Below are 26,126 nucleotides of genomic sequence, written 5' to 3'. Positions count from 1 at the left end.
TCCGATGACCCACGACCACGACCATCATCATCACCATCATTCACATGATCATGGCCATCATCACGGTCATGGGCACCTGCATGGGCATAATCACGCAGGATCAGACCACCTTCATTCCCATGTGCATGGGGCCTCGGACACGGAAAAAGCAGAAGAACTGCAGGCGCTTGCCACAAGCTTCATCGACGGTTTCCGCTCGGCTGAGGACAAGACCAGCTATCTGAGGCTTGCCGGCGTTCCGTTTCATCAGCCCGGTTCGGACGGCCTTATCCAACATCTTGTCGATGCAAAGATTGTCTCGAACTGGCAAATCGGCACAGCCTCGCCCGCCTTCGCTTCCCGTGAGCTCGCCTACATGCCCTTTCCCGGCTCCATGGTGTCGGAGCGGGAAACCATGACCTTCACCTATGTTTCGCTTACCGAGCGCGACGACATCGACCTGATCGACGTGCTTGCCAACCGTCTTGCCAAAGGAGACATTGCCAAATGAGATCTTTTCTTGTTGCTGCGGCCGTTGCCGCGACCTCTTCACCGGCGCTTGCGCACCCGGGAAACCATCATGAGATGTCCGGTTGGGGCGAAGCCGTGGCGCACTTCTTTGGCTCGCCATTCCATGCAGCCCTGGTGCTTGGAGCGATCGCCACGGGTGCCATTGTTGCGGGCGTTTGGAGAGTGAGCCGCAGAACCGGCAAAGCGAAGTAAGTTTCCTTAAGCAGCAGCCGGACGGGAAACCAAATTTCCCGTCCCATGCATGGCATCCTGAATGCCAGCATATTCCCTGGTCGCCAATCATCTTCGGAGTGCTTTCGATGGCAATCCACTGCCATTGGACCCAAAGGCGCCTGTCTTGCCTAGCACCGTGAAATTATCGGAAATCTCTGCTCTTGCAGACAATGCGAACCTGTGGCTTCCTTCGTGAGGAAGGGCTCGCTGTTCGCAATTTCGATTTCTTTTGGTTGATCTCCGATCAGATTATTGCACAATATCAATCGTTTACGAATTTTCTCGAGACTTTTCCGAAAGCAGGTGCGCCATGGCGTTGGTTCAAGTGATCCGGAACGGTTTGTCGGCAGTCAGTCTCGTTGTTGCCGTTAGCTGTTTCGGCGCGGCGCTCACACCTTCCCTGATGCCACGCGATCCTTTGGTTCAGGCCGCCCTCGCAGCGGTTGCCGCCAGCCTTGGTTACGAGATCGGCATGCTGGTCAGGAGCCTATGGCGCTATCTGGAAATTCCCGATTTCAAGGGTGCAATGGTGTGGATCTGGTGGGCGCTTGCGCTCGCGATGAGTGCCGGCATCCTGATTTATTCCCTTTCAAAGGCAGCTTCCTGGCAAAACGCGACCCGCGCCGCTGTGGATTTACCACCGCTCGACACCGCCGCGCCTGTCTATATTTTTGCCGTTGGCGGTCTGATTTTTCTTGGGCTTTGGATCTTTTTCCGCATCGCCGGTGTGATCCGCAGGTTCGTTGCCCGTCAACTGGACAGGGTGCTGCCGCGCAAGGTAGGCATCGTGCTTTCCGTTGCGCTTGTCGGCTGGTTGTTCTGGGCACTGATCGACGGTGCACTGGTACGGTCGGCTTTCCGCGCTGCCGATGCTTCGTTCGAAGCAGCCGACATTCTGATCGAACCTGACGTTGCGCAGCCGCAAGATCCCCTCAAGACAGGAAGCGCCTCTTCGCTTGTCAAATGGCACGAAATGGGTCGCTGGGGTCGGCATTTCGTCGCCACGGCACCGACGATTGAAGAAATCTCAGAGTTTCAATCCGGGCCCGTTCAGGAACCGGTGCGCGTTTATGTCGGAAGGCGGTCGGCAGATACTGCCGAGGAACGCGCCAAGCTGGCGCTTGAAGAACTGATAAGGGTTGGCGGATTTGATCGGTCCACCCTGGTCGTCATGGTGCCTGTCGGAACCGGCTGGATGGACCCTGGTGCGCATGACACGCTGGACTTCATGCTGTCCGGCGATGTCGCGACGGTCTCGGTTCAATATTCCTACCTGACGAGCGTTCTGTCGCTGCTCGCTCACCCCGACTACGGCGTTGAACAGTCGAGAAAACTGTTCGACATGGTCTACGATTACTGGACCGAGTTGCCGAAGGATACGCGACCGGAGTTTTATGTTCACGGCCTCAGCCAGGGCGCCTTCAATTCTCAGGCAACCCTGCCTTTGTTCGACATGCTTGGCGATCCCATCCAGGGGGCCATGTGGGCCGGATCGCCCTTCTTTTCCCGATACTGGTCTGAAGTTCGCGACCATCGAAATCCCGGAAGCCCCGCCTGGAGACCGACCTTCGGCAATGGATCCCTCGTCCGTGTGATGGACCAGTATGGCGGGCTGGATGGCGATTTCCGTCCCTGGGGTCCGATACGCTCAGTCTTCCTCAATTATGGCAGCGACCCGATCGTCAATTTCACCTTCGACAGTTCTGTGCGCCCACCTGCCTGGCTGAACCAGCCGAGGGCCCCCGATGTCTCTGAAAAACTGTCCTGGTTTCCGGTCGTTACGATGTTGCAGCTTGCGCTGGATTCCATGTTTGCGCTCGATGTTCCAAGGTTCGGTCACTATTACGTTGCACCGGACTATATCGATGCCTGGGCCGCTGTCGTCGAACCCGAAGGCTGGTCGCCGCAACGGGCCGAAGAGTTGAAGGACATCTTTTCCAGGCGCGGTCCGGCTTTCTAGCGCGTTTGCGTCAGTTGACGTCTAAAAGCGCTGCGAGCTCGCGTTTGAACGGCTCCTTTGCCGGTTCGGCTGCCGCGAGAATGTCTTCGATCCTGAAGAAATCCATCGGGCTGTACGTTTCGATCGGCAGATCGACAAAGAGGTCCGGGTGGACACACTGAAGTTTCGCCGTAACGAGTGAATTCAACGTGATTGAAAACGACCCGATCCAGGTCTCCATCCCGCTCGGCAGATTGCTGGTTCTTGGAAAGTCAGTGCCCGTCACGTCGACGCCGATGGTGAAATGTTTGCCGTCATCGAGGATGTCAAATGGCGTCGGATTGACAAAACCGCCGTCGATGAGAACGCGGCCGTTGATTTCAACGGGTGTCAGCAGCATCGGCAAGGCGGATGATGCAGCAATTGCCGGCAAAAGAGGTCCCTCGTCCAGGATGACCTGGGATTGCGTATAGAAGTCGGTCGCCACAATCCTCAACGGAATGCGCAAATCTGAGAAATTGTCGGCGAGCGTCTCGGGGAAGATCTTTTCAAACAGGACAGTCGGCTCGATGATCGCCGGGCGCACCATGTTGAAGAGCGAGGACCAGGTCCGGCCGTCCTTCAAAAAAAGCTTTTGAAATAGCTGCGTTTTCGGGGTGAACAGTTCGATGCCGTATTTTCGGATCTCCAGGCCACTCATGCCACTTGCATAAAGGCCTCCCAGGATCGCCCCCATTGAGGTGCCGGCAATCTCAGCAGGCTCAACACCGAGTTCGTCGAGGGCTTCCAGGATCGGGATATGCGCAAAGGCCTTGGCTGCACCACCGCCAAGCGCGATCACGAAGCCGTTCTTTTCAGAATTGTCTGTCGGCTGGCTTGAAACCTTGGTGGAAGCTGCGGCCTTGCCAGCTTTTGTCAAGACAGCGCCACCTGCCGCGATGGCTGAGAGCATGAGATCACGTCGCTGGATCATTGAAGGACATCCGCATTAGGTCGGAAGCAACAATCCCATCTGCTGCGATCACTGACAACCAGCCGGTCCAATTTCGTTGCACTTTGCGTATTGAGCTAGGTGCGAATTGGCGAGCCGTCAATGTGACCGGCCCGCAAATCTCTCGCGGGCCGGCAAAGTCGTTTTATTCAGGCAACTTGTCGTCGACGCCCTGAATATACCAGTTCATGCCGAGGATCGCGCCGTCATCAAGCGTGACGCCTTCTTCAGCTGCAACGGTTCCGTCCTGCTTGATGATCGGGCCGGTGAACGGTTCCCAGCCCCCCTTGATCTTGGCCTCGGTGGCCTGAGCCATCTCAACCACGTCCGGCGGCAGGTTGGTATAGGGCGCCATCACAACGTGTCCTTCAGCCAGCCCTTCCCAGGAACTGTGCGAATGCCAGTTTCCATCGAGAACTTCCTGAACACGTTCGATGTAGTACGGCGCCCAGTCGTCGATAATAGCCGTATATTGCGCATCCTTGGCGAAATTGATCATGTCAGACGCCTGGCCGAAGCCATGCACACCGCGTTCCTGCGCCACCTGAAGCGGGGCGGTTGAATCCGTATGCTGCGTGATGATGTCCGCACCCTGGTCGATCAGCGCCTTGGCAGCGTCAGCTTCCTTGCCCGGATCGAACCAGGTGTTGACCCAGACCACCTTGACCTGGAAATCCGGATTGATCGATTGCGCGCCCAGCAGGAACGCGTTGATGCCCGAAACGACTTCCGGGATCGGGAAGGAAGCAATATAGCCGGCGACACCTGTTTTGGACTGCTTGGCGGCGATTTGGCCAATGATGTAGCGGCCCTGATGGAATTTGGAGTTATAGGTCGCAACGTTGTCAGCGGTCTTGTAGCCGGTTGCGTGCTCGAATTTCACATCAGGAAACTTCTTGGCGACCTTGATCGTCGGGTTCATGTAACCGAAGGACGTCGTGAAGATCACGTTGCAGCCCTCACGCGCAAAGCGTTCAATCGCGCGCTCTGCGTCAGGGCCTTCTGCAACGCTTTCCAGGAACGCAGTCTCGACCTTGTCGCCGAAATGTTCTTCGACGGCGAGACGACCCTGGTCGTGCTGGTAGGTCCAGCCGAAGTCACCGACTGGGCCGACGTAAACGAAGCAGGCCTTGACGTCCGCTGCATTTGCAGCGGAACCGGCAGCGGCAAAAGCCACGGCGGCAACGGTTGCTTTCAAAAGAGATTTCATATGGTCATTCCCCTCTTCTTTGATCTCTCTTTTTGCGATCTCTTCTTCAGCCTCACCCGCGATCGCTTTCGGGTTCAGGCCGGACCGGCTGCTGGGAGATTACCGGTCTGGTACGAACGGTTTCCCTAGACACGCTGGTGTGTTCACGAGCGTCAGTCTGCGGTTTGCGGAGATAAGGACAAGCACAACAATAGTCGCAAGATACGGCAAGCTTGATAGGAGCTGCGACGGGATGTCGAACTCCAGCGCCTGTGCATGCAAGTTTAGGACGCTTACAGCGCCGAACAGGTACGCCCCAACAACCACCCGAAGCGGCAGCCAGGACGAGAAAACCACCAGCGCAAGTGCAATCCAGCCGCGCCCGGCCGTCATGTTCTCCACCCATTGTGGCGTGTAGGCGAGCGACAGATAGGCTCCCGCCAGGCCGGCGCATGCGCCGCCGAAAAGGATCGCCATGAAGCGAATTTTCACAACGGAGTAGCCAAGGGCGTGTGCGGAGCCGTGATTGTCACCAACAGCCCTGAGCACGAGACCAACCCTGGTTCGAAACAGGCCGTAGGCGACCAAGGCGACAAGTGCAAAGCTGATATAGACCAGAGCGTCCTGTTGAAAGAAAACCGGACCAATGAACGGTATTTCGGACAAGACCGGAATGTAGAGCTGCGGCAGATCGAGACCGGGGACGCCAATGAAAGCTTCACCGATCATACCGGAAAACCCGATGCCGAGGATCGTCAGGGCAAGACCGGTCGCAACCTGGTTGGCCACCAGGAAAAGAACCAGCACAGCGAAGAGCGCCGACATTGCCATTCCAGCGCCAACGGCCGCAAAGACACCAAGTGTTCCTGATCCTGTCTGGTTGGCGACTGCAAATCCGATCACGGCCCCCATGATCATCATACCCTCGACACCGAGATTGAGGACGCCAGACCGCTCCACAACGAGTTCGCCGACCGCGGCGATCAAAAGCGGGGTTGCTGCCGTTATGACGGTTAGAAGAACGGCTTCAAACATGGCTTGCCTCCCCGGTTGACGCGCGCTGCCCGGTTATCCGGATCCGGTAAAGGATCAGCGTGTCGCAGGCGAGAACGAAGAAGAGGAGGAGGCCTTGAATTACGCTGGCAATTTCGTTCGAAACGCCCATCGCCGACTGAACGCCCTCCCCGCCGATATAGCTGAGCGCCAGGACGAAACCGGCAATGATGATGCCAATCGGATTAAGGCGCCCCAGGAAGGCAACGATGATGGCGGTGAAGCCATAGCCCGGAGAGATGGAGGGCAGAAGCTGATTGAGTGCACCGGAAACTTCCATGGTTCCGGCAAGTCCTGCGAGAGCACCTGCAAGCGCAAACGAGAAGATCGTCAATCCCTTGGCGGAAAAACCAGCAAAGCTTCCAGCGCGCGGGCTTTCACCCATGACCCTGATTTCGAAGCCTTTCAGCGTTTTGGCCAGCACGACCGCGAGGACAACTGCAACGACAATTGTGATGGGCGCGGACAGGCTCATTGTACCGCCAAAGACTTCCGGCAATGTCGCTGCATCGGAAAAGATCCGGGACTCTGGAAAGTTGTAGCCCCCAGGATCCCGCCAGGGCCCACGCACAAGGTAGTCCAGCAGGAGACCGGCGACATAGACCAGCATCAGACTGGTCAGGATTTCGTTTGTATTGAAACGGGTCTTCAACAGCGCCGGGATCAGCGCCCAAAGCGCCCCTCCAATTGCGCCGAACAGCAACATAAGCGGAAGCGTCGCCACGTTCTCAAAGGACGGAAACAACACCGGAAGCACAGAGCCGAAGATTGCCCCGACAACAAACTGGCCCTCAGCGCCGATGTTCCAGTTGTTGGACAAGTAACAAACAGCCAATCCGCAACCAATCAGGATCAAGGGCGTTGCCTTGTCGATCGTTGCTTCGAGGGACCATTGCTGGGTCAGTGGTTCTATAAAGAATTTATAGAGTGCTTCCAGCGGATTATGGCCGGAAATTAAGAAAATGATTGCAGCAGCCAATGCCGTCAATGCAACCGCGATCAACGGGGACAGCAGCGCCATCGCCTGACTGTGTTCTTTGCGTTTGACGAGCTCGATGCGCATCAGGCGACCTCCCCTTGCGCTTCGGCACCACCGGCCATCAACAGACCGACCCGCTCTCGCGTCATCTCGGCGGCAGGTTCTGCCGCAGACAGGTAGCCTCGCGAAATCACAGCGACCTTGTCGGCGATCTCAAAAATCTCGTCGAGGTCCTGACTGATCACCAGAACCGCCGATCCGCTGCGCGCGAGATCGATCAGAGCCTGGCGTATCAGCGCGGCGGCACCGGCATCGACGCCCCAGGTAGGCTGGTTCACCACCAGAATGCCCGGCTTCCGGTCGAGCTCGCGACCGACCACGAATTTCTGCAGGTTTCCGCCCGACAAGGACCGGGCTTCGGGATCGTCGTGCGACATGCGCACGTCGTAGGCCTGCTTGATCCGCTTTTCCAGGTCGGCTGCCTTCGCATTGGAAACAAAACCGCCACCGACAAGTCCGTCGCCCGTGCTATGGCGGGTGAGCACGATGTTCTGGGAGAGTTTCATGCCAGGCACGGCGCCGTGACCGAGGCGCTCTTCCGGCACGAATGCCGCGTTTTGCTTGCGTCGCCAGGTGATGTTTTTGTTGCCGCAAGGTTTCCCGTCAAGGTGCACCATAGCGGGCGCCACCGGCATCTCGCCGGAGATCGCGTCGAAGAGTTCCCCCTGCCCGTTGCCGGCAACACCTGCTATGGCGACAACCTCTCCAGCGCGCAGCTCCAGGGAAATCCCATTGAGTGCTGTTGAAAACGGCGTCGCAGCCTTAGCGCTCAGTTCTTGCAAAGTCAGGCGTGTTTCGCCGATATCCGGCGCCTGGTCTCCAGCGCTTACGGAGGCGACATCCGCACCTACCATCATGCTCGCGAGCGAGGCAGGTGTTTCAAGGGTCGGGTCGCATTCGCGCACGACCTGCCCGTGACGCAGGATTGTTGCGTGGTGGCAGATCCGTTTCACTTCCTCAAGACGGTGGCTGATATAAAGGACGGCACACCCCTCTTCCGCCAGGCGCTGGAGCGTTTGAAACAACTGATCCGCTTCCTGCGGTGTCAGAACAGACGTTGGTTCGTCCATGATAATCAGTTGCGGTTCCTGCAACAGGCAGCGGACGATTTCGATACGCTGCCGGATCCCGACCGGCAGGTCCGCGACAATATCATCCGGGTTTAGTGGCAACCCGTAGTCCCTGGAGACGGTCTCGATACGGCTGGCCAGTTCGGACATGTTCCCGGGGTTCGGGAGCGCCAGTGCAATGTTTTCAACCACATTCAGAGCTTCGAAGAGCGAGAAATGCTGGAAAACCATACCGATTCCAAGCTCGCGTGCCGCCGCAGGATTGCCGATGGAAACCTTTCGGCCTTCCCAGAAGATTTCACCGCCGTCCGGGTCCAGTGACCCGTAGAACATTTTCACAAGGGTCGATTTGCCTGCACCGTTCTCCCCAAGAAGCGCGTGGATTTCGCCTTTGTTGATGACTAGGTCGACACGATCATTGGCGAGAATGTCACCAAACCGCTTGGTCAGCCCCTGTGCATCCAACAAGGTTTCCTTGTCGGCCCTGTCCACGCGGACCGTCTTGTTTTCCACCTCTGAAAGAGTTGTCTCTGCCACACTTTCCCCCACGCCGCTGCCGATTTATTGACCACGTGTCGCTTTTTGTAGAGTTTCACGAGTCGAGGCAGCCAGCTGACGGCCAGCTTCAACCCTCTCCAGAAGGTCAACAACAATCCCGGCCGAGATGGCGGCTGGATGCTTTGATTTTATTGTTGTTTTTCCGACCGGGCAGACCATGCTCGACACCAGTCCCTCGTCTATCCCTCGTGCTTTCAATCTCTTTATGAACCGCGCTCTCTTGGTCTTCGATCCGATGACACCGCAATAGCCAAACCTTTGACCTAGCAAGGCTCGTGCCATGATTTCCTCGTCAAGAGTATGCGAATGGGTCATGACAAGAACAAACGCTGCGTCAGGTGCTTCATCCAGCACAGCTGCCGGATCCTTCGGACAGACTTTGATAACGTTGGCAGGAACCGCTCCGGGAAACTGGTCGGCCCGGCTGTCGATCCAGGTAATGGAAAACGGCAACGGGGCAAGCGCGAGAATCAGGGCCTTGCTGACGTGGCCCGCTCCAAAGAGAAACAGGGGCTGCCTCGCATCTCCGAACCGCTCGGTCACCGACCTGAGGAAACCATCCTCTTCCTCCAGAGCAAACGGATCCTCCGGCGCTTGTTCGAGCACCTGCCTGTCGCTGACGCGGCCGTCGGAGAATTCTGCATACGTCCCGAAGGTACGGGTCCCGGCCTCAACAGATGCGAGGTGTTCGGCGGCCGGGAGCGCGTCAGCCGTCAGAACCTCGATTGCAATCTTGGCGCGCCCGCCGCAGCACTGACCGAGATCTGGACCGAGTGAAACGGATTGCTGGAGAAAAGCCGGTTCGCCAATGCGGGCAGCTTCCGATGCCTTGCGGATGGCTTCGAATTCCAGTGTGCCTCCGCCTATCGTGCCGAAAAAGGCCATGTCCGGACGAACCACCATTCTGGCGCCAGCCTCTCGTGGGGTTGAGCCGCTGACTTGCGTTACCGTCACGAGGGCGCAAGACCCGGTGCTGTTCAAACAGTCGACGATGTGCTGCCAAACCGTCATGACGAAGACCTTCTGCGCCGCATGTCCTGAACCGCTTTCATGATCGCTTCGGGCGTTGCGGGCGCATCGAGGTTGGGCAACAGGCCCGGCGAAAGGCTCGCGATGGCGTCCGTGATTGCGCAAAACACAGAGTTTGCGAGCATGACCGGTGGCTCGCCGACAGCCTTGGAGCGGTAGACTGTCTCCTGCGGGTTTCCATCCCCCTCATAGAGTTGAACATTGAACTCTGCCGGAAGATCTGAGGCCGTTGGAATCTTGTAGGTTGAAGGTGCGTGCGTCCGCAAACGGCCCTCCTCATCCCAGACAAGCTCTTCCGTCGTCAGCCACCCCATCCCCTGCACGAAGCCACCTTCGATCTGACCTAGATCGATGGCTGGATTGAGGGAATGGCCGACGTCATGAAGGATATCGACCCGGTCGACCGTCATTTCACCGGTCATGGTGTCGACGGTAACCTCCGAGCAAGCACCGCCAAACGCAAAATAGTAGAAGGGCCGGCCTGTTACGCTCTCCCTGTCCCAGGTAATACCGGGCGTCGCATAGTATCCGGCATGGGACAATTGGATGCGCGACACGTAGGCCTGTTTGGCAATTTCCGACAGCGAGTAAGCCTGCTCGCCAACAAGGACCTTATTGTCGCCGAAGTGAATGGCCTCCGGGCCGCACTGGTGCTGTTCGCACAACATAGTAACAAGACGGGACTTGATTTCCTGCGCTGCCAGTTTTGCAGCCATGGCATTCAGGTCCGTGCCGGATGACGCTGCTGTCGGCCCGGTGTTCGGCACCTTGGACGTGTTGGTGGCCGTGATGGCGACCTTGTCCATCGTGACGCCGAATTCTTCGGCCACGACCTGGGCAACTTTCTGGTAGAGCCCCTGCCCCATCTCTGTTCCACCATGATTCAGGTGAACCGAGCCGTCCGTATAAAGATGCACCAGCGCACCGGCCTGATTGAGATGTTTGAGCGTGAAGGAAATTCCGAACTTCACCGGCGTAAGCGCCAGTCCTTTCTTGAGCACCGCGTTGGTCTCGTTGAAAGCCTTGATCTCCTCGCGCCGCTCCCAGTACCTGCTTCTGACTTCCAATCGCGAAATGAGGTCATGCATGACCTCGTGTTCCTCGACCGGCATGCCATAGGGTGTCAGGTTCCGCTCACCGTCATAGAAATTCAGTTTGCGGATTTCCAGCGGGTCCTTGCCGAGCTGAATGGCAATCGCATCGATCATTCGTTCAGCCGCAAGCATTCCCTGGGGGCCGCCAAATCCGCGGAAGGCGGTGTTTGAACACGTGTCCGTGCGCAGTCTTCTGGAGCGGATAGACGCATCCGGGTAAAAGTAACTGGAATCAGCGTGAAACATCGTCCTGTCGTTCACGCCGAGCGAAAGATCGGCGGAGTAGCCGCACCGCGACAGAAACTCAATGTCCACGGCCCGAATTCTGCCGGTTCCATTGTGTCCGATTTTCCAGTTGACCTTAAAGTCGTGCCGCTTGCCGGTCATGATCATGTCATCATCCCGATCAAGACGCATCTTGCAGGCGCGTCCTGTTTTCCGGGCAGCAAGTGCCGCCAATGCCGCCCATTGGTTGGCCTGGGATTCCTTTCCGCCAAACCCGCCACCCATTCGGCGGACTTCCGCCGTGATCGCGGCATCCGGAACTCCGAGGACCTTGGCGACCGTATGCTGGATTTCGGTTGGATGCTGGGTTGAGGAATGAACCAGCATGCCACCGTCTTCCTGGGGAATGGCCATTGCGACCTGTCCCTCAAGATAAAAGTGCTCCTGACCGCCGATCATCATTGTACCGGCAAGTACTTCGCTTGATGCCTGAAGCCCCGTTTCAGGCGATCCGCGGCGGAACTGGTAATCGGGAAGCACCGTGGTGTCGGCTGCGACCGCATCATCAGGGGTCAGGATCGGCGTCAGCGGAGCAACATCAATGTTCGCCTTGAGCGCTGCCTTTCTCGCTACTTCCCGTGTCTCGGCAACGACAGCGAAGACGACCTGACCGTAAAAGAGAACCTCCTCTTCCGCCAGAACGGGGTCATCGCCAAAAGCCGACGAGCAGTCATTGATCCCGGCAATGTCTTTTGCTGTCAGGACCGCGACGACACCCGGCATCGCCCGGACCTCTTCCAGGTGAACTGCATTCAGCCTTCCCCTGACCGCATGTCTGGCCCATCCCGGCACAACATGCAGCGTGCCGAGCGGTTCGACAATGTCGTCGATATAGGTCGCTTTGCCAGTTACATGCTTGATCGCGCTGTCATGCGGCAATCCCTTGCGGACATGCTTCATCGGGGTGACGAGGTTGTTCCGGTCAAGCGGCGCGGTCATTGTCTGCCTCCCGCCTTGTCAGAACACGGACATTTTCGGGTGCGGTGCCGCTGATCTCCATCAGCGCCTTGGCAAGAAGAGCCCTGGCTGTCTCCATCCGGTATTCAGCGCTCGCGCGCATGTCCGTCAGAGGCGTAAAGTCAGACAGAAGCGCCTGCATGCCCGCGCCCCAGGTCGATGGATCGTCCAGGCTGGCACCGGTCAGTGCCTTTTCCGCATTCAAGGCACGCTTGGGCGTTCCCGCCATGCCGCCATATGCAATCCGCGTTGCGACAATCATGTTGTCTTCAATCGTGAACCGGAACGCACCCATGACGGATGAAATATCCTGATCAAACCGTTTCGATATCTTGTAGCAGCGGAACGCCTGATTGCTGGACAACCGGGGTACGAACAGACCGGTGACGAATTCACCCTGATGACGATCCTGCCGGCCATATTCGATGAAGAATTCTTCAAGCGGCAGAGCCCGTGAGCCATCTCCCGACTGAAGCTCCAGCGTTGCGCCCAGGGCAATCAATGCGGGCGGTGTGTCGCCGATGGGAGAACCGTTGGCAATGTTCCCACCGACGGTGCCGGATGCACGCACCTGCTTTGAGCCGATCCTCTTCCAGAGTTCGCCGAGGTCTTCCGACAGCCGCGTCATGGCCAGTTCGGTTGTCTGATACGTCGCCGTAGCACCGATCAGGACACCGGACGGGCTCTCTTCCACGCGATCCAGTCCCTCAAGGCGGCCAAGCCAGATCATTTTGGGCAAGTCCCGGAGCTGTTTGGTGATCCAGAGACCGACATCCGTCCCACCGGCAATGAGCGTTGCTTCCGGATGCTGTCCATAGAGCACGGCCAGCCCGTCCAGCGTGGCGGGAGCCGAAAAGAAACTTTCGCTGTCACCGATGAAAATATCGCGGCTGTCTGCCAGAAGCTGCAGTTTTTCCCGCGTATCGTTGGAGCGCCAGGAAAACGCGTCGTCGGTCGCTTCGAAACAGGCTTGGAGAGCGGCATCGACAATGGGCCGGTATCCGGTGCAACGGCAAAGATTTCCAGCCAGCCAATCCGTCACGTTCTTGCGCGACTTCTCCTCGTTTTCTGCATGATAAAGCGTAAACAGCGTCATGATGAAGCCGGGCGTGCAAAATCCGCATTGCGAACCGTGCAAGTCGACCATGGCGGTTTGCACAGGGTGCAACCTATCGTCCTGCTCCAGATCCTCGACGGTCACGAGTTCAGCCCCGTCGACCATTCCGAGCAGCAAAATACAGCTATTCACGGGCTGATAGATCAGCTTGCCGTCGACCAACCGGCCGAGCGCGACGGTGCAGGCACCGCAATCCCCTTCGCCGCACCCTTCCTTGGTGCCGGTTTCGCGCCGGCGCAAACGCAGATAATCCAGCAGGGTTTCAGTCGGGCCGACATTCTCAAGTTCGATGATTTCGCCCCCTTTCAGGAAGCGGATCGTGTCCCGCATCGTTCAGCTCCCGCGATAGGTGGAATATCCAAAGGGCGATAGCAGAAGCGGCACGTGGTAGTGTCCATCCTCATCTGCAATTCCGAACCGGATCGGTATGACATCGAGAAACAAGGGGTCTGGAAGCGACCCACCTGTTGCCTTGAGATAATCGCCGGCATGAAACCGCAGTTCATACGTGCCGACCTTGAAGGCATCACCTTCAAGTATGGCTCCATCAATGCGGCCGTCGGCATTGGTTGTGTGGGAAGAGACATGCATGGGTGGTTCGTCCTGCGTCCACAGGTCGATTTTCAAGCCTTCTGCAGGCCGTCCCAGAGCGGTGTCCAACACGTGTGTGGTCAAACGCCCCATCAAATTCCTCCCTCTCGCGGCCAAATGCCGCAAAACTGTCGCAAAAAATGTGCCTTAAAAAAACATGGAACCAAAGCGCTCATTTGAGACCTTAATGATGCCTAAATGGCATCAATGGCAGGAAGATGGTCCTTCAAGACGAGCACTGCATGATCAAAAAACATTCCCGGTGCAAGTGCGAGCGCACGCAAGGACGAGGTTATCACACATAATCGATCGGCTTGAAGCGGCGCATCTGTCAACGGTTTGAAGATCAGGGTACCTGCGGCAAGATCGTCTTCGCACCCGATAAGTGTCTGAAACCCGATAACGCCTTCTTCCTTTGCCAAGGCCCGCATCAATCGCAGGGAGTTGGCCTCCACATAGGTTCTGGAGGCGCCCGGAATATGACTTCGGACAAGATCGATCCGTGTCCTGAGTGACAGACCCTCTGCCGGAAGGGCGACTGGAAACGCGAGGCAGTCCTGCAGGCAGAGTTTTGATTGCCCGGAAAGCGGATGATCGGGTGTCATCAGGGCGCCGATGACGAGATCGTGCTGAAAGGCCACCGTGAGCGCAGAAGCATCCGGAGGATCGAATGTGAAGCCGACATCCGCTTCCGCTGCCTCCACTTTGCGTGCGGCCTCCTGCGAAGACGAGATCGAAACGTTGACGTGAATTCCGGGATAGCTCTTACGAAAGCTGCCGATCACTGACGGCAGGAGTTTTTCCGACACGCTTTCAACGGACGCAATTGAGACGGTTCCGCGTCTGAGCCCCTTAAGCGCGTCGAGTTCCGCCACTGTCCCTTCGAAATCGGAGTAGGTTCTGCGGATATGTGCCAGCAACAATTCGCCCGCCTGAGACAAGCGTATCCGGCGTCCGACGCGATCAAACAATTGCAGACCGAGTGCTTCTTCAAGCCACAGGATTTGCCGGTTGACCGCCGACGATGCCACGTTGAGCTCCCGCGACGCAGCCCGAATGGACCCCGCCTCTGCCGCCGCGAGAAAGTAGCGCATGGCGGGGCTGTACAGATTGCGCGACAGATCTTGGGCCCGACCGGATAACATTGCCATACCAATGGACTACGGCAAAAAGACCGTCGTGCCGGTTGTCTTTCTGCCTTCCAGATCCTGATGCGCCTGAACGGCATCCGCCAACCGGTATTCCTGATTGATCTCGATTTTGACGATGCCTTTGCTCACCACATCAAACAGGTCCCCGGCTGTTGCTTCCAGGGCTTCTCGCGTCGCTATGTAATTGAACAATGTCGGGCGGGTCGCAAACAGAGACCCTTTCTGCGCGAGCAAGCCCAGATTGAAGTCCGTGATCGGCCCGGAGGACTGGCCGAAACTGGCCCAAAGACCGCGCGGTTTGAGACAATCCAGCGATCCGGGATAAGTATCGTTTCCGACGGAATCATAGACAACGTCACAGCCTTTTCCGGCGGTGATCTCCTTGACGCGGTCCACAAAGTTTTCGGTGCGGTAGTTGATCATGTGCTGGTAGCCATGCGCTTTTGCCAAAGCGATTTTTTCGTCTGAGCCGGCAGTACCGATGACAGTGGCTCCAAGGTACGATGCCCATTGGCCGGCAATCAGCCCAACTCCGCCGGCAGCTGCATGAAAAAGGAGTGTGGTTTCCGGGCCGACGTTGAAAGTCTGACGCAGAAGATACTGAGCCGTCATGCCTTTCAGCATCATGCCGGCAGCGGTCTTGTCGTCGATACCGTCAGGTATCAGGACAAGCCTGTCGGCCGGCACGATTCGCTCCTGCGCATAAGCGCCAAGCGGTCCGACGTAAGCAACCCGGTCGCCAGGTTTCAGGAAAGTGACGCCCTCGCCCACCGTCTGCACGATACCGGCCCCTTCATTGCCCGGTGTGAACGGCAAACCGGCGGGAGCCGGATAAAGACCGGACCGGAAATAGGTGTCGATGAAGTTCAAACCGATTGCGGTTTGACGAATGCGTGCTTCACCGGGCCCTGGCTCACCAACATCCACATGCTCCCAGCGCATGACATCTGGACCGCCGGTCTCGTGAACGCGGATTGCTTGAACCATCTAACCCTCCAGGAGGCTTGCTGCCTCTCTCAACAATTGACTCAGGGGCTCTATCGCCTCGCCGGAACATTAATCAGTTCGAGGCGTGCCGCAAAGACCATTGTTCAGGTCAATCGACCCGGTCGAGGAGTTGCTGGATTGCAGAGACGGAAAACAGATAAATGCTGGCGACAGTGAACAAAATCGCCGTGATCCCGTTGAGAGTCATACCGTCCACGATCGCAAATGCGGCCAATCCCATCCAAAGAAGCGTGACGGGAAGGGTCACGATCCGCCAGCGCTGAACACGGACGGGATGGACAAAGCGGATCGGTGCGAATGTCAGTGCGCAGCACAAGATTACAATTGCGATCGTGAAGGCTTGCGAAGGCGACAGGATCATCAACCCGAACACGACCATGTTCCATCCTGCGGGAAACCCCTTGAAGGACCCATCGGGCGTTTTCATGCCGTTGTCCGCGAAATAAAGCGCTCCGGTGAAAACAACCAACCCGCCGCAAATCCAGTTCCAGGGTTGCGACAGCATCAGGCTCCACGACAGCGCGAATGCTGGCAGAAAGACATATGTCGCGTAGTCGATGACAAAATCGAGTGACGCCCCGGACCAGCGCGGCAAACGCTCGGCAACGTTAAACCGGCGCGCAAGCGGGCCGTCGATGCCGTCAACAAAGAATGCCAGTCCCAGCCAGGCGAACATTTCTGCCCAATTGCCCTGTGCCCCCGCCAGAAGCGCGATCAGGGCGATGGGCGCCCCGGAAGCCGTCAAGACATGGATAAGAAATAAAGCTGGTTCCGGCGCCTCTTTGCCAGGCGTAAAGTCCGTCACGGGAAATCCTCATATCAAGAGAACATGGCGCGAGTCGAGTTCGCGCCCGGTATCGAGCCATTCGCTCTTCCCCGGTGAACTCTCGTCAAACGTCGCCGGGGACTAATATTGCAATCGTATGACAGTGTGAACAGAAAAAATAGCCCTTGTCGCAAATCTGCAAGAAACAATTGGCGCCAAGTCAGAAATAGATGGTTGCGGTCAGAAAACTCGCCCAGGCAATCAGAAAAACACCAATTACCGCAGGGAAAACGCGGCTCGGGAAGGTCTTTTCCAGAGCCATGACGCCGCCGAGAAGCGCTATCCAGACAATATTCATCAGCCCGACCGCAAACATGACGGTCATTACCGCCCAGCAACATCCTAGGCATGTCAGACCCTGAATAAGGCCCTCTCGATAACCGGACGTCATCCCGGCTTGGCGCTCACCTGAAAACACCCAACGCGGATACCAGCAGCGCTGCAAGCAAGATTTCTTTGCAGGTGTGAACTGATAAAGACCAGCTGCAAAAAGAACGGACGTCGTCAATGCGAGTGTTGCCGGCGCCATCATGTCGCTCAACCCGCCGGCTTTTGACAGCAACCACTGAGCAAGCGTTGCGGCCACCGCATAACCGAGCCAGATGGACAGATATCCGAGCGCACAGGCCATCACTGCGAAGGTCACAGACCGTTCGCCATTGCCCTCGGTGCCGATCCAGCCAAAGTAGGTTTTCAGCATCGGGACTGCCGTCGGCAGCATCATGGCCATGGACATCATCGACCACATAAGAAAAACCTTAAGCAGATCGATGCCGTTCAGGTCGGGTGTCGGCATTCCGAAGGTTGCGCCCGCCGGGAGACAAATTACCGCGAGCGCGGCGCGCGCCTCATCGGAAAGCCCTCTGAAGATGTTGAACTGGTTGAACAGTCCCATACCGGGCCCGGCCTCGGTCATGTCCATTACCGGGACCATGTCCGCAATCATTGCGACAAGATAAGTCCACCCGCCAATGCTCAGTATTGCGACGAAGGCAAGCACAATCGGCCAGCCGCGCCCGCTGGCGTGAAGCCCCGATTGCTCTTGCGAGCCGTTATTTGATGTGACAACGCTCATGTAGTCAGGTCAGCAGCCTCAGCACGATGTTTGAAGCGCAGCATATAGCAATTTTTCCGAACGGAATTGATCTCGCGCATTCAACCAATCAAGAAAAGGCGTCGGGCAGACGCACACTTGCCTGCGTGGTTTCGTCCTGTTGAATAATTTGACCGGAAGGACACATTCTCTTCTAAACGGCGATCAATCAGGACTGCCCCATGCCCAAATCGAAAAAACCGGACCTCTTCGATGTTGCCGTTGTTGGTGGCGGTCCCTCGGGACGCACTGCGGCGCTGAAACTGGCAAGGCTTGGCCTTTCAACGGTGTTGGTGGCGCCCCAGTCAGCACGACCTGACGGCCGCACCACAGCACTTTGGCAGCGATCGATCGGCTTGTTGGAGGATATCGGCGTCTGGTCCAAGCTCTCGGGAAACACCGAATCCTTGAAAAAGATGCGGATGATCGACGACACCGGACGGCTTATACGGGCACCTGAAGTCGTATTTAACGCTACGGAAATTGGTGTTGAAGAGTTTGGTTTCAACATCTTAAATAGAGAACTGAACGCGGTACTTGAAGAAGCTTGTGAGCTGCAAGACACGCTGACCTGCATAAGCGACACGGCGGAATCCGCCGATTTTTCTCCCGACTTTGTCACTATATCCACGTCAGGCGGAAAGACTTTCAAGGTGCGTCTGGCCGTGGCTGCCGATGGCCGCAATTCCAGGCTTCGCGAGACTGCCGGCATAGAGGTCAAAGCCTGGTCTTACCCTCAGGTGGCCGTCGTGCTCAACGTTGACCACAGACTGCCGCATCACAACATCTCGACCGAGTTTCACACGCCGACCGGTCCCTACACGCTGGTGCCCCTGCCGGGCCGTCAGTCTTCGATTGTCTGTGTGGAGACCAACGAGGGAGCAAACAAACTCCTGTCGTTGACATCTGACGACCTGGAGATGGAACTTGAGCGGCGCGCTTATTCCATTTTAGGGGAGTTCAAGCTGGCGTCGGAGGTGCAAAGCTTTCCATTGTCCGGACTGAATGCGCAAAGGCTCGCCGGGGAGCGGCTGGCGCTTGTCGGTGAAACAGCCCATGTTTTCCCACCGATCGGTGCACAGGGGCTCAATTTGTCGCTCCGGGACATTGATGATCTGGCGAGTGTTGTTGCGCACGCACAAGCCAGGCAACAGGACATTGGCTCGCCAGCCGTTCTTGAAATTTACGAATCCAAACGCCGCAGTGACATCAAGACACGTACCAACGCAGTCGACCTTTTGAACCGGTCCCTCCTCACCTCGTTCTTGCCGGTTCAAATGGCTCGGAGCATGGGGATGTACATGGCCGGAAAGGTTGGGCCGTTCCGAAGGCTCCTGATGCGCGAAGGAATGGCGCCCGGTACAGGTTTGTACCCGCCAAGGCACTGAACCGTTGATGGTTTCTTTCAGCGCGCTTTCCGTGCGCTTTTGCGCGTGTGGTAGGTCAGTGCCATCGCGACCATATGACGGATTTCGTTTTCCGGCAGATCTTCGCCAAGGCTGAAATGCACGCTTCGGTCGCCGCCGAAACGCAGATGCGGGAAAAGCGTGCGCCAGTCAGACACGAGAGATGTCTGGCAATTGACAAAGAGGGCAACATCGCCGGCATCCGTCTTGTCACGGTCAATACGGATTGTCGTGCCGGTCCGCGGTTTGACAGAGACGAAACTCGGCTGTCCCCATTTCAAAGTTTCTTCGAGCGTCCCTGCGTCCTCGGTTGATGCCGCGGTTTCCAGTATGATCTCCCGCAGTCGACGCAAACCGCCGCGAACAGGTTCGGGGTAGCTGCCTATCAGGTCCAGTGTCTGCCGGGCTTTGTTCATATTGTCATTCTACTTGATTGAACCGGGACCGCTACAACGGCAAAAAGCCGGATGTGAGAGCCCAGATAAACGCAGTCACAGTCACCACGGAAACAGCAGTCCCAATCAAGACAAAGCTTGAAGCGCGCTGAACATAGACGCCGTATTGCTGAGCCAGGACGAACACATTGGTTGCCGGCGGCAGACAGGACATCAGGATCGCTGTTGCAATCCAGTTCGGATCAAAACCGCCGAGCCAGGTCAGAAGCAGAAAAATCAGGATCGGGTGGAGCAAAAGCTTGACCGCCAGGACCAGAGGCAACTCGACCGGTATCCTTCCTATCGGACGAAGCGCTATGCTGACGCCCATGGCAAAAAGGGCGCAAGGTGCTGCTGCACTGCTTAGATAAAGCAAGAGCGTGTTCACCGCCTCGGGCGGGCGCAATTCGAACGCGGCTGCGGACACACCTGCGATTGTCGCCAGGATGAACGGGTGCGTGAAAATCTTCGTCAGGATCTGCTTTACCGTTCCGAGGATCGTCTCGTTCTCAGTTCCTGCCACGGCCATGAGAAGCGGCGCCAGAATGAACATCAAAGCATTGTCGAAAGTCAGGATGAGTGCCGTTGGCACCGTTGCCTGCTCGCCCAGGACCGCAAGCGTCAATCCGGGACCCATATAGCCCACATTCGAATAGGCTCCGGCGATTCCAAGAATCGTGGATTCGGCAATGCTGCCGCGGGTCGCGACCACGCCGATGCAAAACGAAATGGCAAAGACAATATATGTGGTGAAGGTCGTGGCGGCGATAAAAGACACATTCGCCAGTTGTTCGAACGGTGTTTCTGACAGGAGCCTGAAAAACAGGGCCGGCAGCGCCAAATAGATGACGAAAAAATTCATCCAGGCCAGGCCGGACTCGGGCAGATTTTTGAACTTCCCGGCGCCGTAGCCAAGAACGATCAATCCGAAGAAGGGCAAGGCCAGAGTGATGACTTCCAGCATTTAAAGTCCAGGTTCTAATGTGACGGTCGGCATGAAGGGCGAACAGGTAAAGGTGCTTGCATCTCGCGTTGAGCTTGGATAAGGACGCGTCACGTGCGGAGCATGACTGACGTTTCGCATTCCAATCAGGTCTGCGCAGGTACCGCAAGTGCTCAATCCGGCTGAGATGGCCCAAAGCTGCCACGTCGGCAGAGTGAGCAGATAATATCGAGAGTATCCACGCTGAAATGTCGCGAAAGAAAAGACAAAGAGAACACCCGAAGCGCCTGAAGTATCAGAATCGCTTCGAAGGGATCGTTCTGAGACTCGCAATTTATCTGTTTCGGCTCATTCCCGTGGATATCGCCTCCTACCTGATGGGCGCAGGCTGGCGCCTATTCGCGCCGTTCAATCCCCGTCACAAGCGTGCTCTGGCTCATCTGGAACGCGCCTTTCCGTCCATGAGCGAAAAGGAACGCGAAGCCATCGTCAAAGGCATGTGGGAAAACCTCGGCCGAGTCGCAGCGGAGACGTTTCACATCGACCGCCTCCTCAAACAGGACTACCGCTTCGAGGCCGATCCGGATGAGATCACGGAAAAGGTTCTTGCCGGTGAGCAACCGTGCCTGCTCGTCTCGTTTCACAGTGGAAACTGGGAACTATGCGTCCAACCGGTCGTGAGCCGCGACGTGGAAATCACGGGTGTTTATCAGGCCTTGCGCAACCCGAAGGCAGACAAGGCATTGCGCTCGCTGCGCCGGGACCTCTACCGCGGCGGCCTGCTCTCCAAAAGCCCTGACACCGCGCGCAAGATTATCAGTACTTTGAAGGGCGGCGGCGTCGTCGCCATGATGGGAGATCTTCGGGAAGCACGGGGCGTCCAGGTCCCCTTCTTTGGACAGTTGGCCTACGCCAACCCCGTGCCGGCGTCGCTTGCGCGCTCGTGCAACGTTCCAATTGTGCTCGGAAGGGTCATCCGGAAGAAAGGCGTGCATTTTCGCGTTGAGGGGCGCGCCATCACCGTTCCCAAAACCGATGACCGCCAAGCCGACATCAAGGCGGCCACTGCCCTCATGCACGAATGCTTCCAGGAGTGGATCACCGAACATCCCGAGCAATGGATGTGGATACACAAAAAGTGGGCGCCGCCCGGCAAAAGCCTGAAAAGAAGACAGGAACAGCGCGCCGCCGCTGCAAAGTCGCTGGAAAACTGAGATTGGAGCCGTCCGTGTTCTCCTATCGGGGGATAGTTGCAGCGCAACATAAGCGCTATAGCTAATGCTCGAACTGGAGGAGTAACGCCGTCTCATGAAGTCCCCACGCGCATTTTACAAGCCGCTTGCCATTGGCGCACCGGAGCCGTTTCGCGACATTCCCGTCTCGCTTGAACGCATGATCCACTTTGTGCCACCGCATATCGAAAAGATGCGGGCAAAGGTGCCGGACCTGATCGACAAGGTTGATGTCGTGCTTGGCAATCTTGAAGACGCTATCCCGGCCGACGCAAAGGGCGAAGCCCGCAACGGGTTTATTCAAATGGCCCTGGAGAACGATTTCGGAACGACAGGCCTCTGGACGCGGGTCAACTGCTTGAACAGCCCATGGTTCCTGGACGATATTCTGGAAATCGTCGAAGCCATTGGAGACAAGCTGGATGTCGTGATGTTGCCCAAGGTCGAAGGCGCCTGGGACATTCACTACCTTGACCAGCTTCTTGCGCAACTAGAAGCCAAGGGCGGACTTTCCAAGCCGATCCTGATCCATGCCATTCTTGAAACTGCCGAAGGTGTCAAAAACGTCGAGCAAATCGCTGCTGCAAGTCCGAGGATGCACGGTATGAGCCTCGGCCCTGCCGACCTTGCTGCGTCTAGGGGCATGAAGACAACGCGTGTCGGCGGCGGCCATCCGGATTACGCTGTGCTTTCAGACGCCGGTGACACCGGATCGCGAACCGCCTATCAGCAGGACTTGTGGCACTATACCGTCGCCAAGATGGTTGATGCCTGCCTTTCTTACGGGATCAAACCGTTTTACGGCCCCTTCGGTGACTTTTCCGATCCGCAGGCTTGTGAAAGCCAGTTCCGCAACGCCTTTCTGATGGGCTGTTTGGGTGCATGGTCGCTGCATCCGAGCCAGATCGAAATCGCGAAAAGGGTGTTTTCGCCCGATCCTGCCGAAGTTGCCTTTGCACGGAAAATTCTGGACGCGATGCCGGATGGAACCGGAGCCGTCATGATTGACGGAAAGATGCAGGATGATGCAACCTGGAAACAGGCAAAGGTCATTGTCGATTTGGCCAAGCTGGTCGCAAGTAAGGATGCAGACCTTGCTCAAGTCTACGGATTTTAGAAATTCGCAAGGCCTCTGGTTTAGTGTTTAATGTTACAACGCTTGCAAGCAGGCTGCCGACACGGTATCCCGGCGTTGCATGCAGTAGGCGGACGAGTAACCATGCGAACGGCAAAATTTAGAATAGGTCAGGTCGTCCGGCACCGGATTTACCCTTTTCGGGGTGTGATTTTCGATGTCGACCCGACATTCAGCAACACGGAAGAATGGTGGAATGCCATTCCCGAGGACGTGCGTCCGGTGCGCGACCAGCCCTTCTATCATCTTCTCGCGGAAAACGAGGAGACCGAATATGTTGCCTATGTCAGCGAACAGAACCTGGAACCCGACATGACGGGCGAACCGGTTCGTCATCCTCAGGTCGAGGAAATTTTCGAAGAGCAGACGGACGGGTCTTATTTGCCGCGCAGTGTCGAGATCCACTAGAAGGCAACGTCATTTTTCGTTCAGCAGACACAAAAAAGGCCGGAACAGTCGTTCCGGCCTTTTTGTTCGAGTAAGGCTCGGCCTTACTGGCTTTCCTTTTGAGCGTCGATCAGCTTCTGGCGCGCTTCATCTGCCCGCTTTTGCAGTTCGCTCTGCAATTCTTCCTGACGCGCCTGCAATTCGGCAAGGTTCATCGGTTCGCCGTCATAGACCTTGGTGAAACCGATCAGGGTCATCTTGAAGACGATTTCCTTGGCCTGCTGATTGTACGGCGCGACGCGCATTTCGCCGCCCTGTTTCATGGCATTGACGAAAGTGTCGTCAATCGCAAGTTCGGCATAACAGGCGTTCGGGGCGCAGATGCTGTACTTCGCCTGGACCGGCTTGCTGTCGTCGATCTGGATGCGCAGTCCGGGTTGGATCAGAACACCGGTCGGAACGGCAACCAACAACTTCTTGCGAGCCTCGCCTTCAGTCTCCTGGATGGCGATGTTGCTCAGGAACTGACCGGTATTTGTGCGCAACTCAATCGAAATGAAGCAGATTTCTTTCTGCGTTTCCGGGTTTGTGTTGCACGCCTTTGTCCAAGGGCTCTTGTCTTCCTGGGCGGATGCGGGAGCAGCTGCAAAAGAAGACACGGCCACGAATGCCGCAGCGGCGCATCCGAACAATCCTCTTTTCAATACACTCTTCATCGAAACGTCCTCAATCGTGCATGTGCGAAATCTTCGCGTTGTTCTGAGGCATTCCGGAGTTTACCGCAAGGCCCGTTACAACAATAGATCTGTGAATTGCATGGTAAGGCACTGAATTAGGGCAAGAGGGTGGCCGATATGCAACGCAATGCTCTTGTTTGATTCAAATCTGTATATCTTTGTCTTTGTGTGTTGTTGCAGGCGCGTTGCAACAAACCATGTGCTAGGCTCAAAGGCGGGAATCAAGGAAAAATCAGGCGGTGGTTATGCGTTTCTTTGAAATTGTGAGGGCTGCTATCGGGACACATCCTGCACGGCGAATGGCCCTGACCTTGCTTTGTCTGACGATGCCCGCTCTTACCGGGGTCGCCCACGGGTCTGACGAGGATGTCCCTTGGACTCACGCAATTTCCATGCACGGGTCTCCTGCTCTCGCTCCCGGTGAGCCGTTCCCATATGCAAATCCGGACGCCCCAAAAGGCGGCACGATCACGCTCGGTGTCCAGGGAACCTTCGACAGCCTGAACTCCTTCATCGTTCAGGGAGGCTGGACCTCAGCGCGCGGCATGCGGGAACGCCAGTTCGGCAACAACATTCTTGAAAGCCTGATGGTTCGTTCATACGCAGAGCCGTTTTCGCTCTACGGTCTGGTTGCCCAACGTGTGCGCATGCCCGACAGCCGGGAATGGATCGAGTTTGAATTGAACCCGGATGCCAAATTCTCCGACGGTACGCCCGTAACAGTCGACGACATCATTTTTTCCCTGGAAATAATCCGGGACAAGGGTCGCCCGCCCTTCCGCAACTGGTACGCCGCTATTGTTGATAAAGAAGTTACGGAGCCGAACCGGCTCAAACTGGTGTTTGAAAATGGAGAAAACCGGGAATTGCCGCTGCTGATCGCTCTGGCTCCCATTTTTTCAAAGAAAAACACCGATGCTGAGAACTTCGACAAGTCGTCACTGACCCCGCCGGTCGGCAGTGGCCCGTACACCTTCAAGACAATCGAACCTGGCCGGCTCGTGGTCTATGAAAAAAATCCCGACTATTGGGCAAAGGACCTGCCGGTAAAGGCCGGGTTCGACAATTTCAACGAGATGCGCATCGAATATTTCCGCGATGAGACCACGTTGCAGGAAGCCTTCAAGAAGGGACTGGTCAATGCGCTTCAATTCCGGGATCCGGCGCGCTGGGCGACCGGTTTTGACTTCCCGGCGGCAAAAGACGGCGATGTTGTCCAGATGGACATTGCGCGCGGCGTGCCCGCCCCGATGCAGGGAATTGCGTTCAACACCCGACGCGCTCAATTTTCAGATGTAAGGGTCAGAAAAGCGCTACGAATGCTGTTCGATTTCCAATGGGTCAACCGCAACCTTTACTACGATCTTTATTCGCGAACTGTCGGGTACTGGGATAACTCCGAGCTTTCCTCCGTCGGTCGCGCGGCAAGCGAGCGGGAGAAGGAGTTGCTGGCCCCCTTCCCTGACGCTGTTGATCCGGAAGTCATGGCCGGCACCTGGCGCCCCGCGGACGCTGACGGATCCGGGCGTGATCGCAAGGTTCTGCGAGATGCTCTGAACGTGTTCAAATCGGCCGGATACGCTTTGAAAGACCGCAAGCTTGTCAACGAAGCCGACGGACAGCAGCTTGCGTTTGAAATCCTTGCCAAGAACGAAGACGAAGAAAAACTTGCTCTGGCCTATGCCCGCACGGTGGAGCTTCTCGGCATTGGCGTCAGCGTGCGTAGTGTCGATCCATCGCAGTTTGAAGACCGCCGGACAAAACGCGACTTCGACATGGTGTTCAACACCTGGTACGCCTCGCTTTCGCCCGGCGCGGAGCAATACGGCCGCTGGTCGTCGCAAGCAGCAGACGCCGAAGGCTCTTTCAATTTCGTTGGAGCAAACGAGCCGGCGATCGATGCTCTCATCGATGTGATTGTCGGCGCGCGCAGCCGCGACGAGTTCGTGGACGCGGTAAGAGCCTTTGACAGAGTGCTGATTTCAGGCGCCTACGCCGTTCCGCTCTATCACGTATCTGACGACTGGGTCGCACGATGGAAGGTCGTCGTTCCACCTGATCATCACTCCCTCTATGGACATGAATTTGACACCTGGTGGTCTGCGACCGCGCAATAATCGGACCTACGGACGAAAGACG

Annotated in this window: 24 protein-coding genes; 8 read left to right on the top strand and 16 right to left on the bottom strand. The window is 56.9% G+C overall.

The annotated features are described in order from the left end of the window. Window positions 1-4: 4 nt before the first annotated feature. From RBB47_RS10075 to RBB47_RS10065, 3 genes are all read left to right on the top strand, one after another. Window positions 5-490 carry a hypothetical protein gene (locus RBB47_RS10075; protein ID WP_305985652.1) on the top strand — a complete coding sequence of 162 codons (486 nt, stop codon included), beginning with the start codon at window positions 5-7 and terminating at the stop codon, window positions 488-490. Continuing rightward, window positions 487-702 carry a hypothetical protein gene (locus RBB47_RS10070; RefSeq protein WP_305985651.1) on the top strand — a complete coding sequence of 72 codons (216 nt, stop codon included), beginning with the start codon at window positions 487-489 and terminating at the stop codon, window positions 700-702. Before RBB47_RS10075 ends, RBB47_RS10070 begins: the two co-directional genes overlap by 4 nt. Window positions 703-1,033: 331 nt before the next feature. Next, on the top strand, window positions 1,034-2,683 hold the full coding sequence (locus tag RBB47_RS10065) for an alpha/beta-hydrolase family protein (RefSeq protein ID WP_305985650.1): 1,650 nt from the start codon (window positions 1,034-1,036) through the stop codon (window positions 2,681-2,683). A 10-nt stretch (window positions 2,684-2,693) separates the two neighbouring features. On the opposite strand, the gene RBB47_RS10060 is transcribed toward RBB47_RS10065, so the two are convergent. The 13 genes from RBB47_RS10060 to RBB47_RS10000 all read right to left on the bottom strand — a co-directional run bounded on the left by RBB47_RS10060 (window position 2,694) and on the right by RBB47_RS10000 (window position 17,695). Continuing rightward, window positions 2,694-3,635, bottom strand: coding sequence for a patatin-like phospholipase family protein (locus tag RBB47_RS10060; protein WP_305985649.1), 942 nt, complete (start codon window positions 3,633-3,635; stop codon window positions 2,694-2,696). Between the two features lie 163 nt (window positions 3,636-3,798). Beyond that, window positions 3,799-4,863 (bottom strand): BMP family ABC transporter substrate-binding protein, encoded by a 1,065-nt coding sequence (locus tag RBB47_RS10055; RefSeq protein ID WP_305985648.1) that lies wholly within the window; start codon window positions 4,861-4,863, stop codon window positions 3,799-3,801. A gap of 99 nt (window positions 4,864-4,962) precedes the next feature. Continuing rightward, window positions 4,963-5,877, bottom strand: a complete 915-nt coding sequence (locus tag RBB47_RS10050; protein ID WP_305985647.1) for an ABC transporter permease — start codon at window positions 5,875-5,877, stop codon at window positions 4,963-4,965. Continuing rightward, complete coding sequence (locus RBB47_RS10045; protein ID WP_305985646.1) at window positions 5,870-6,958, bottom strand: ABC transporter permease; 1,089 nt, start codon at window positions 6,956-6,958, stop codon at window positions 5,870-5,872. The genes RBB47_RS10050 and RBB47_RS10045 overlap by 8 nt, the downstream gene beginning before the upstream one ends. Then, on the bottom strand, window positions 6,958-8,496 hold the full coding sequence (locus RBB47_RS10040) for an ABC transporter ATP-binding protein (protein ID WP_305985679.1): 1,539 nt from the start codon (window positions 8,494-8,496) through the stop codon (window positions 6,958-6,960). The genes RBB47_RS10045 and RBB47_RS10040 overlap by 1 nt, the downstream gene beginning before the upstream one ends. A gap of 69 nt (window positions 8,497-8,565) precedes the next feature. Beyond that, on the bottom strand, window positions 8,566-9,573 hold the full coding sequence (gene xdhC / locus RBB47_RS10035) for a xanthine dehydrogenase accessory protein XdhC (RefSeq protein ID WP_305985645.1): 1,008 nt from the start codon (window positions 9,571-9,573) through the stop codon (window positions 8,566-8,568). Continuing rightward, window positions 9,570-11,909 carry a xanthine dehydrogenase molybdopterin binding subunit gene (gene xdhB / locus RBB47_RS10030; protein WP_305985644.1) on the bottom strand — a complete coding sequence of 780 codons (2,340 nt, stop codon included), beginning with the start codon at window positions 11,907-11,909 and terminating at the stop codon, window positions 9,570-9,572. Before xdhB ends, xdhC begins: the two co-directional genes overlap by 4 nt. Continuing rightward, window positions 11,893-13,374, bottom strand: a complete 1,482-nt coding sequence (gene xdhA / locus RBB47_RS10025) for a xanthine dehydrogenase small subunit (protein ID WP_305985643.1) — start codon at window positions 13,372-13,374, stop codon at window positions 11,893-11,895. The genes xdhB and xdhA overlap by 17 nt, the downstream gene beginning before the upstream one ends. 3 nt (window positions 13,375-13,377) lie before the next feature. Further along, window positions 13,378-13,728, bottom strand: a complete 351-nt coding sequence (gene uraH / locus RBB47_RS10020; RefSeq protein WP_305985642.1) for a hydroxyisourate hydrolase — start codon at window positions 13,726-13,728, stop codon at window positions 13,378-13,380. Window positions 13,729-13,829: 101 nt separating this feature from the next. Then, window positions 13,830-14,729, bottom strand: a complete 900-nt coding sequence (locus RBB47_RS10015; protein ID WP_305985641.1) for a LysR family transcriptional regulator — start codon at window positions 14,727-14,729, stop codon at window positions 13,830-13,832. 66 nt (window positions 14,730-14,795) lie between these two features. Then, window positions 14,796-15,773 carry a quinone oxidoreductase gene (locus RBB47_RS10010; protein ID WP_305985640.1) on the bottom strand — a complete coding sequence of 326 codons (978 nt, stop codon included), beginning with the start codon at window positions 15,771-15,773 and terminating at the stop codon, window positions 14,796-14,798. 109 nt (window positions 15,774-15,882) lie between these two features. Next, window positions 15,883-16,599 (bottom strand): phosphatidylcholine/phosphatidylserine synthase, encoded by a 717-nt coding sequence (locus RBB47_RS10005; RefSeq protein ID WP_305985639.1) that lies wholly within the window; start codon window positions 16,597-16,599, stop codon window positions 15,883-15,885. A gap of 181 nt (window positions 16,600-16,780) precedes the next feature. Beyond that, window positions 16,781-17,695, bottom strand: coding sequence for a DUF2182 domain-containing protein (locus RBB47_RS10000; RefSeq protein ID WP_305985638.1), 915 nt, complete (start codon window positions 17,693-17,695; stop codon window positions 16,781-16,783). 200 nt (window positions 17,696-17,895) lie between these two features. Between RBB47_RS10000 and RBB47_RS09995 the strand changes: the two genes are divergently transcribed. After that, the gene (locus RBB47_RS09995) at window positions 17,896-19,101 is read left to right on the top strand and encodes a UbiH/UbiF family hydroxylase (protein ID WP_305985637.1); all 1,206 of its coding nucleotides are present in this window, start codon (window positions 17,896-17,898) and stop codon (window positions 19,099-19,101) included. Window positions 19,102-19,118: 17 nt separating this feature from the next. Here the strand turns inward: RBB47_RS09995 and RBB47_RS09990 are convergent, their stop codons facing one another. After that, window positions 19,119-19,535 carry a DUF1801 domain-containing protein gene (locus RBB47_RS09990; RefSeq protein WP_305985636.1) on the bottom strand — a complete coding sequence of 139 codons (417 nt, stop codon included), beginning with the start codon at window positions 19,533-19,535 and terminating at the stop codon, window positions 19,119-19,121. Between the two features lie 31 nt (window positions 19,536-19,566). Further along, complete coding sequence (locus RBB47_RS09985) at window positions 19,567-20,517, bottom strand: AEC family transporter (protein ID WP_305985635.1); 951 nt, start codon at window positions 20,515-20,517, stop codon at window positions 19,567-19,569. 227 nt (window positions 20,518-20,744) lie between these two features. Here RBB47_RS09985 and RBB47_RS09980 point away from each other — a divergent pair, with 227 nt between their 5' ends. The 3 genes from RBB47_RS09980 to hspQ all read left to right on the top strand — a co-directional run bounded on the left by RBB47_RS09980 (window position 20,745) and on the right by hspQ (window position 23,271). Further along, window positions 20,745-21,710, top strand: a complete 966-nt coding sequence (locus RBB47_RS09980; RefSeq protein WP_305985634.1) for a lysophospholipid acyltransferase family protein — start codon at window positions 20,745-20,747, stop codon at window positions 21,708-21,710. Window positions 21,711-21,804: 94 nt separating this feature from the next. Next, window positions 21,805-22,845 carry a CoA ester lyase gene (locus RBB47_RS09975; protein ID WP_305985633.1) on the top strand — a complete coding sequence of 347 codons (1,041 nt, stop codon included), beginning with the start codon at window positions 21,805-21,807 and terminating at the stop codon, window positions 22,843-22,845. Between the two features lie 102 nt (window positions 22,846-22,947). Beyond that, window positions 22,948-23,271 carry a heat shock protein HspQ gene (gene hspQ / locus RBB47_RS09970; protein ID WP_029065428.1) on the top strand — a complete coding sequence of 108 codons (324 nt, stop codon included), beginning with the start codon at window positions 22,948-22,950 and terminating at the stop codon, window positions 23,269-23,271. Between the two features lie 83 nt (window positions 23,272-23,354). Here hspQ and RBB47_RS09965 read toward each other — a convergent pair whose 3' ends face one another. Beyond that, window positions 23,355-23,966, bottom strand: a complete 612-nt coding sequence (locus RBB47_RS09965) for an invasion associated locus B family protein (protein ID WP_305985631.1) — start codon at window positions 23,964-23,966, stop codon at window positions 23,355-23,357. Window positions 23,967-24,313: 347 nt separating this feature from the next. Between RBB47_RS09965 and RBB47_RS09960 the strand changes: the two genes are divergently transcribed. Further along, the gene (locus tag RBB47_RS09960; protein WP_305985678.1) at window positions 24,314-26,104 is read left to right on the top strand and encodes an extracellular solute-binding protein; all 1,791 of its coding nucleotides are present in this window, start codon (window positions 24,314-24,316) and stop codon (window positions 26,102-26,104) included. Window positions 26,105-26,126 lie beyond the last annotated feature (22 nt).

This window comes from Roseibium sp. MMSF_3544, from assembly GCF_030732845.1.
In the GTDB taxonomy this organism is placed as follows: domain Bacteria; phylum Pseudomonadota; class Alphaproteobacteria; order Rhizobiales; family Stappiaceae; genus Roseibium.
This window is presented reverse-complemented; position numbering and strand designations above follow the sequence as displayed.

Coding starts and splice junctions, on each gene's coding strand:
- RBB47_RS10050 (WP_305985647.1), bottom strand. CDS start 5,877: ATGTTTGAAGCCGTTCTTCTAACCGTCATAACGGCAGCAACCCCGCTT.
- RBB47_RS10015 (WP_305985641.1), bottom strand. CDS start 14,729: ATGCGCTACTTTCTCGCGGCGGCAGAGGCGGGGTCCATTCGGGCTGCG.
- RBB47_RS10070 (WP_305985651.1), top strand. CDS start 487: ATGAGATCTTTTCTTGTTGCTGCGGCCGTTGCCGCGACCTCTTCACCG.
- RBB47_RS09995 (WP_305985637.1), top strand. CDS start 17,896: ATGCCCAAATCGAAAAAACCGGACCTCTTCGATGTTGCCGTTGTTGGT.
- RBB47_RS09990 (WP_305985636.1), bottom strand. CDS start 19,535: ATGAACAAAGCCCGGCAGACACTGGACCTGATAGGCAGCTACCCCGAA.
- RBB47_RS10000 (WP_305985638.1), bottom strand. CDS start 17,695: ATGAGCGTTGTCACATCAAATAACGGCTCGCAAGAGCAATCGGGGCTT.
- RBB47_RS09960 (WP_305985678.1), top strand. CDS start 24,314: ATGCCCGCTCTTACCGGGGTCGCCCACGGGTCTGACGAGGATGTCCCT.
- RBB47_RS10010 (WP_305985640.1), bottom strand. CDS start 15,773: ATGGTTCAAGCAATCCGCGTTCACGAGACCGGCGGTCCAGATGTCATG.
- RBB47_RS09985 (WP_305985635.1), bottom strand. CDS start 20,517: ATGCTGGAAGTCATCACTCTGGCCTTGCCCTTCTTCGGATTGATCGTT.
- RBB47_RS10075 (WP_305985652.1), top strand. CDS start 5: ATGACCCACGACCACGACCATCATCATCACCATCATTCACATGATCAT.
- xdhC (WP_305985645.1), bottom strand. CDS start 9,573: ATGACGGTTTGGCAGCACATCGTCGACTGTTTGAACAGCACCGGGTCT.
- RBB47_RS09980 (WP_305985634.1), top strand. CDS start 20,745: ATGTCGCGAAAGAAAAGACAAAGAGAACACCCGAAGCGCCTGAAGTAT.
- RBB47_RS10060 (WP_305985649.1), bottom strand. CDS start 3,635: ATGATCCAGCGACGTGATCTCATGCTCTCAGCCATCGCGGCAGGTGGC.
- RBB47_RS09965 (WP_305985631.1), bottom strand. CDS start 23,966: ATGAAGAGTGTATTGAAAAGAGGATTGTTCGGATGCGCCGCTGCGGCA.
- RBB47_RS10055 (WP_305985648.1), bottom strand. CDS start 4,863: ATGAAATCTCTTTTGAAAGCAACCGTTGCCGCCGTGGCTTTTGCCGCT.
- RBB47_RS10065 (WP_305985650.1), top strand. CDS start 1,034: ATGGCGTTGGTTCAAGTGATCCGGAACGGTTTGTCGGCAGTCAGTCTC.
- uraH (WP_305985642.1), bottom strand. CDS start 13,728: ATGGGGCGTTTGACCACACACGTGTTGGACACCGCTCTGGGACGGCCT.
- xdhB (WP_305985644.1), bottom strand. CDS start 11,909: ATGACCGCGCCGCTTGACCGGAACAACCTCGTCACCCCGATGAAGCAT.
- RBB47_RS10045 (WP_305985646.1), bottom strand. CDS start 6,958: ATGCGCATCGAGCTCGTCAAACGCAAAGAACACAGTCAGGCGATGGCG.
- RBB47_RS09975 (WP_305985633.1), top strand. CDS start 21,805: ATGAAGTCCCCACGCGCATTTTACAAGCCGCTTGCCATTGGCGCACCG.
- hspQ (WP_029065428.1), top strand. CDS start 22,948: ATGCGAACGGCAAAATTTAGAATAGGTCAGGTCGTCCGGCACCGGATT.
- xdhA (WP_305985643.1), bottom strand. CDS start 13,374: ATGCGGGACACGATCCGCTTCCTGAAAGGGGGCGAAATCATCGAACTT.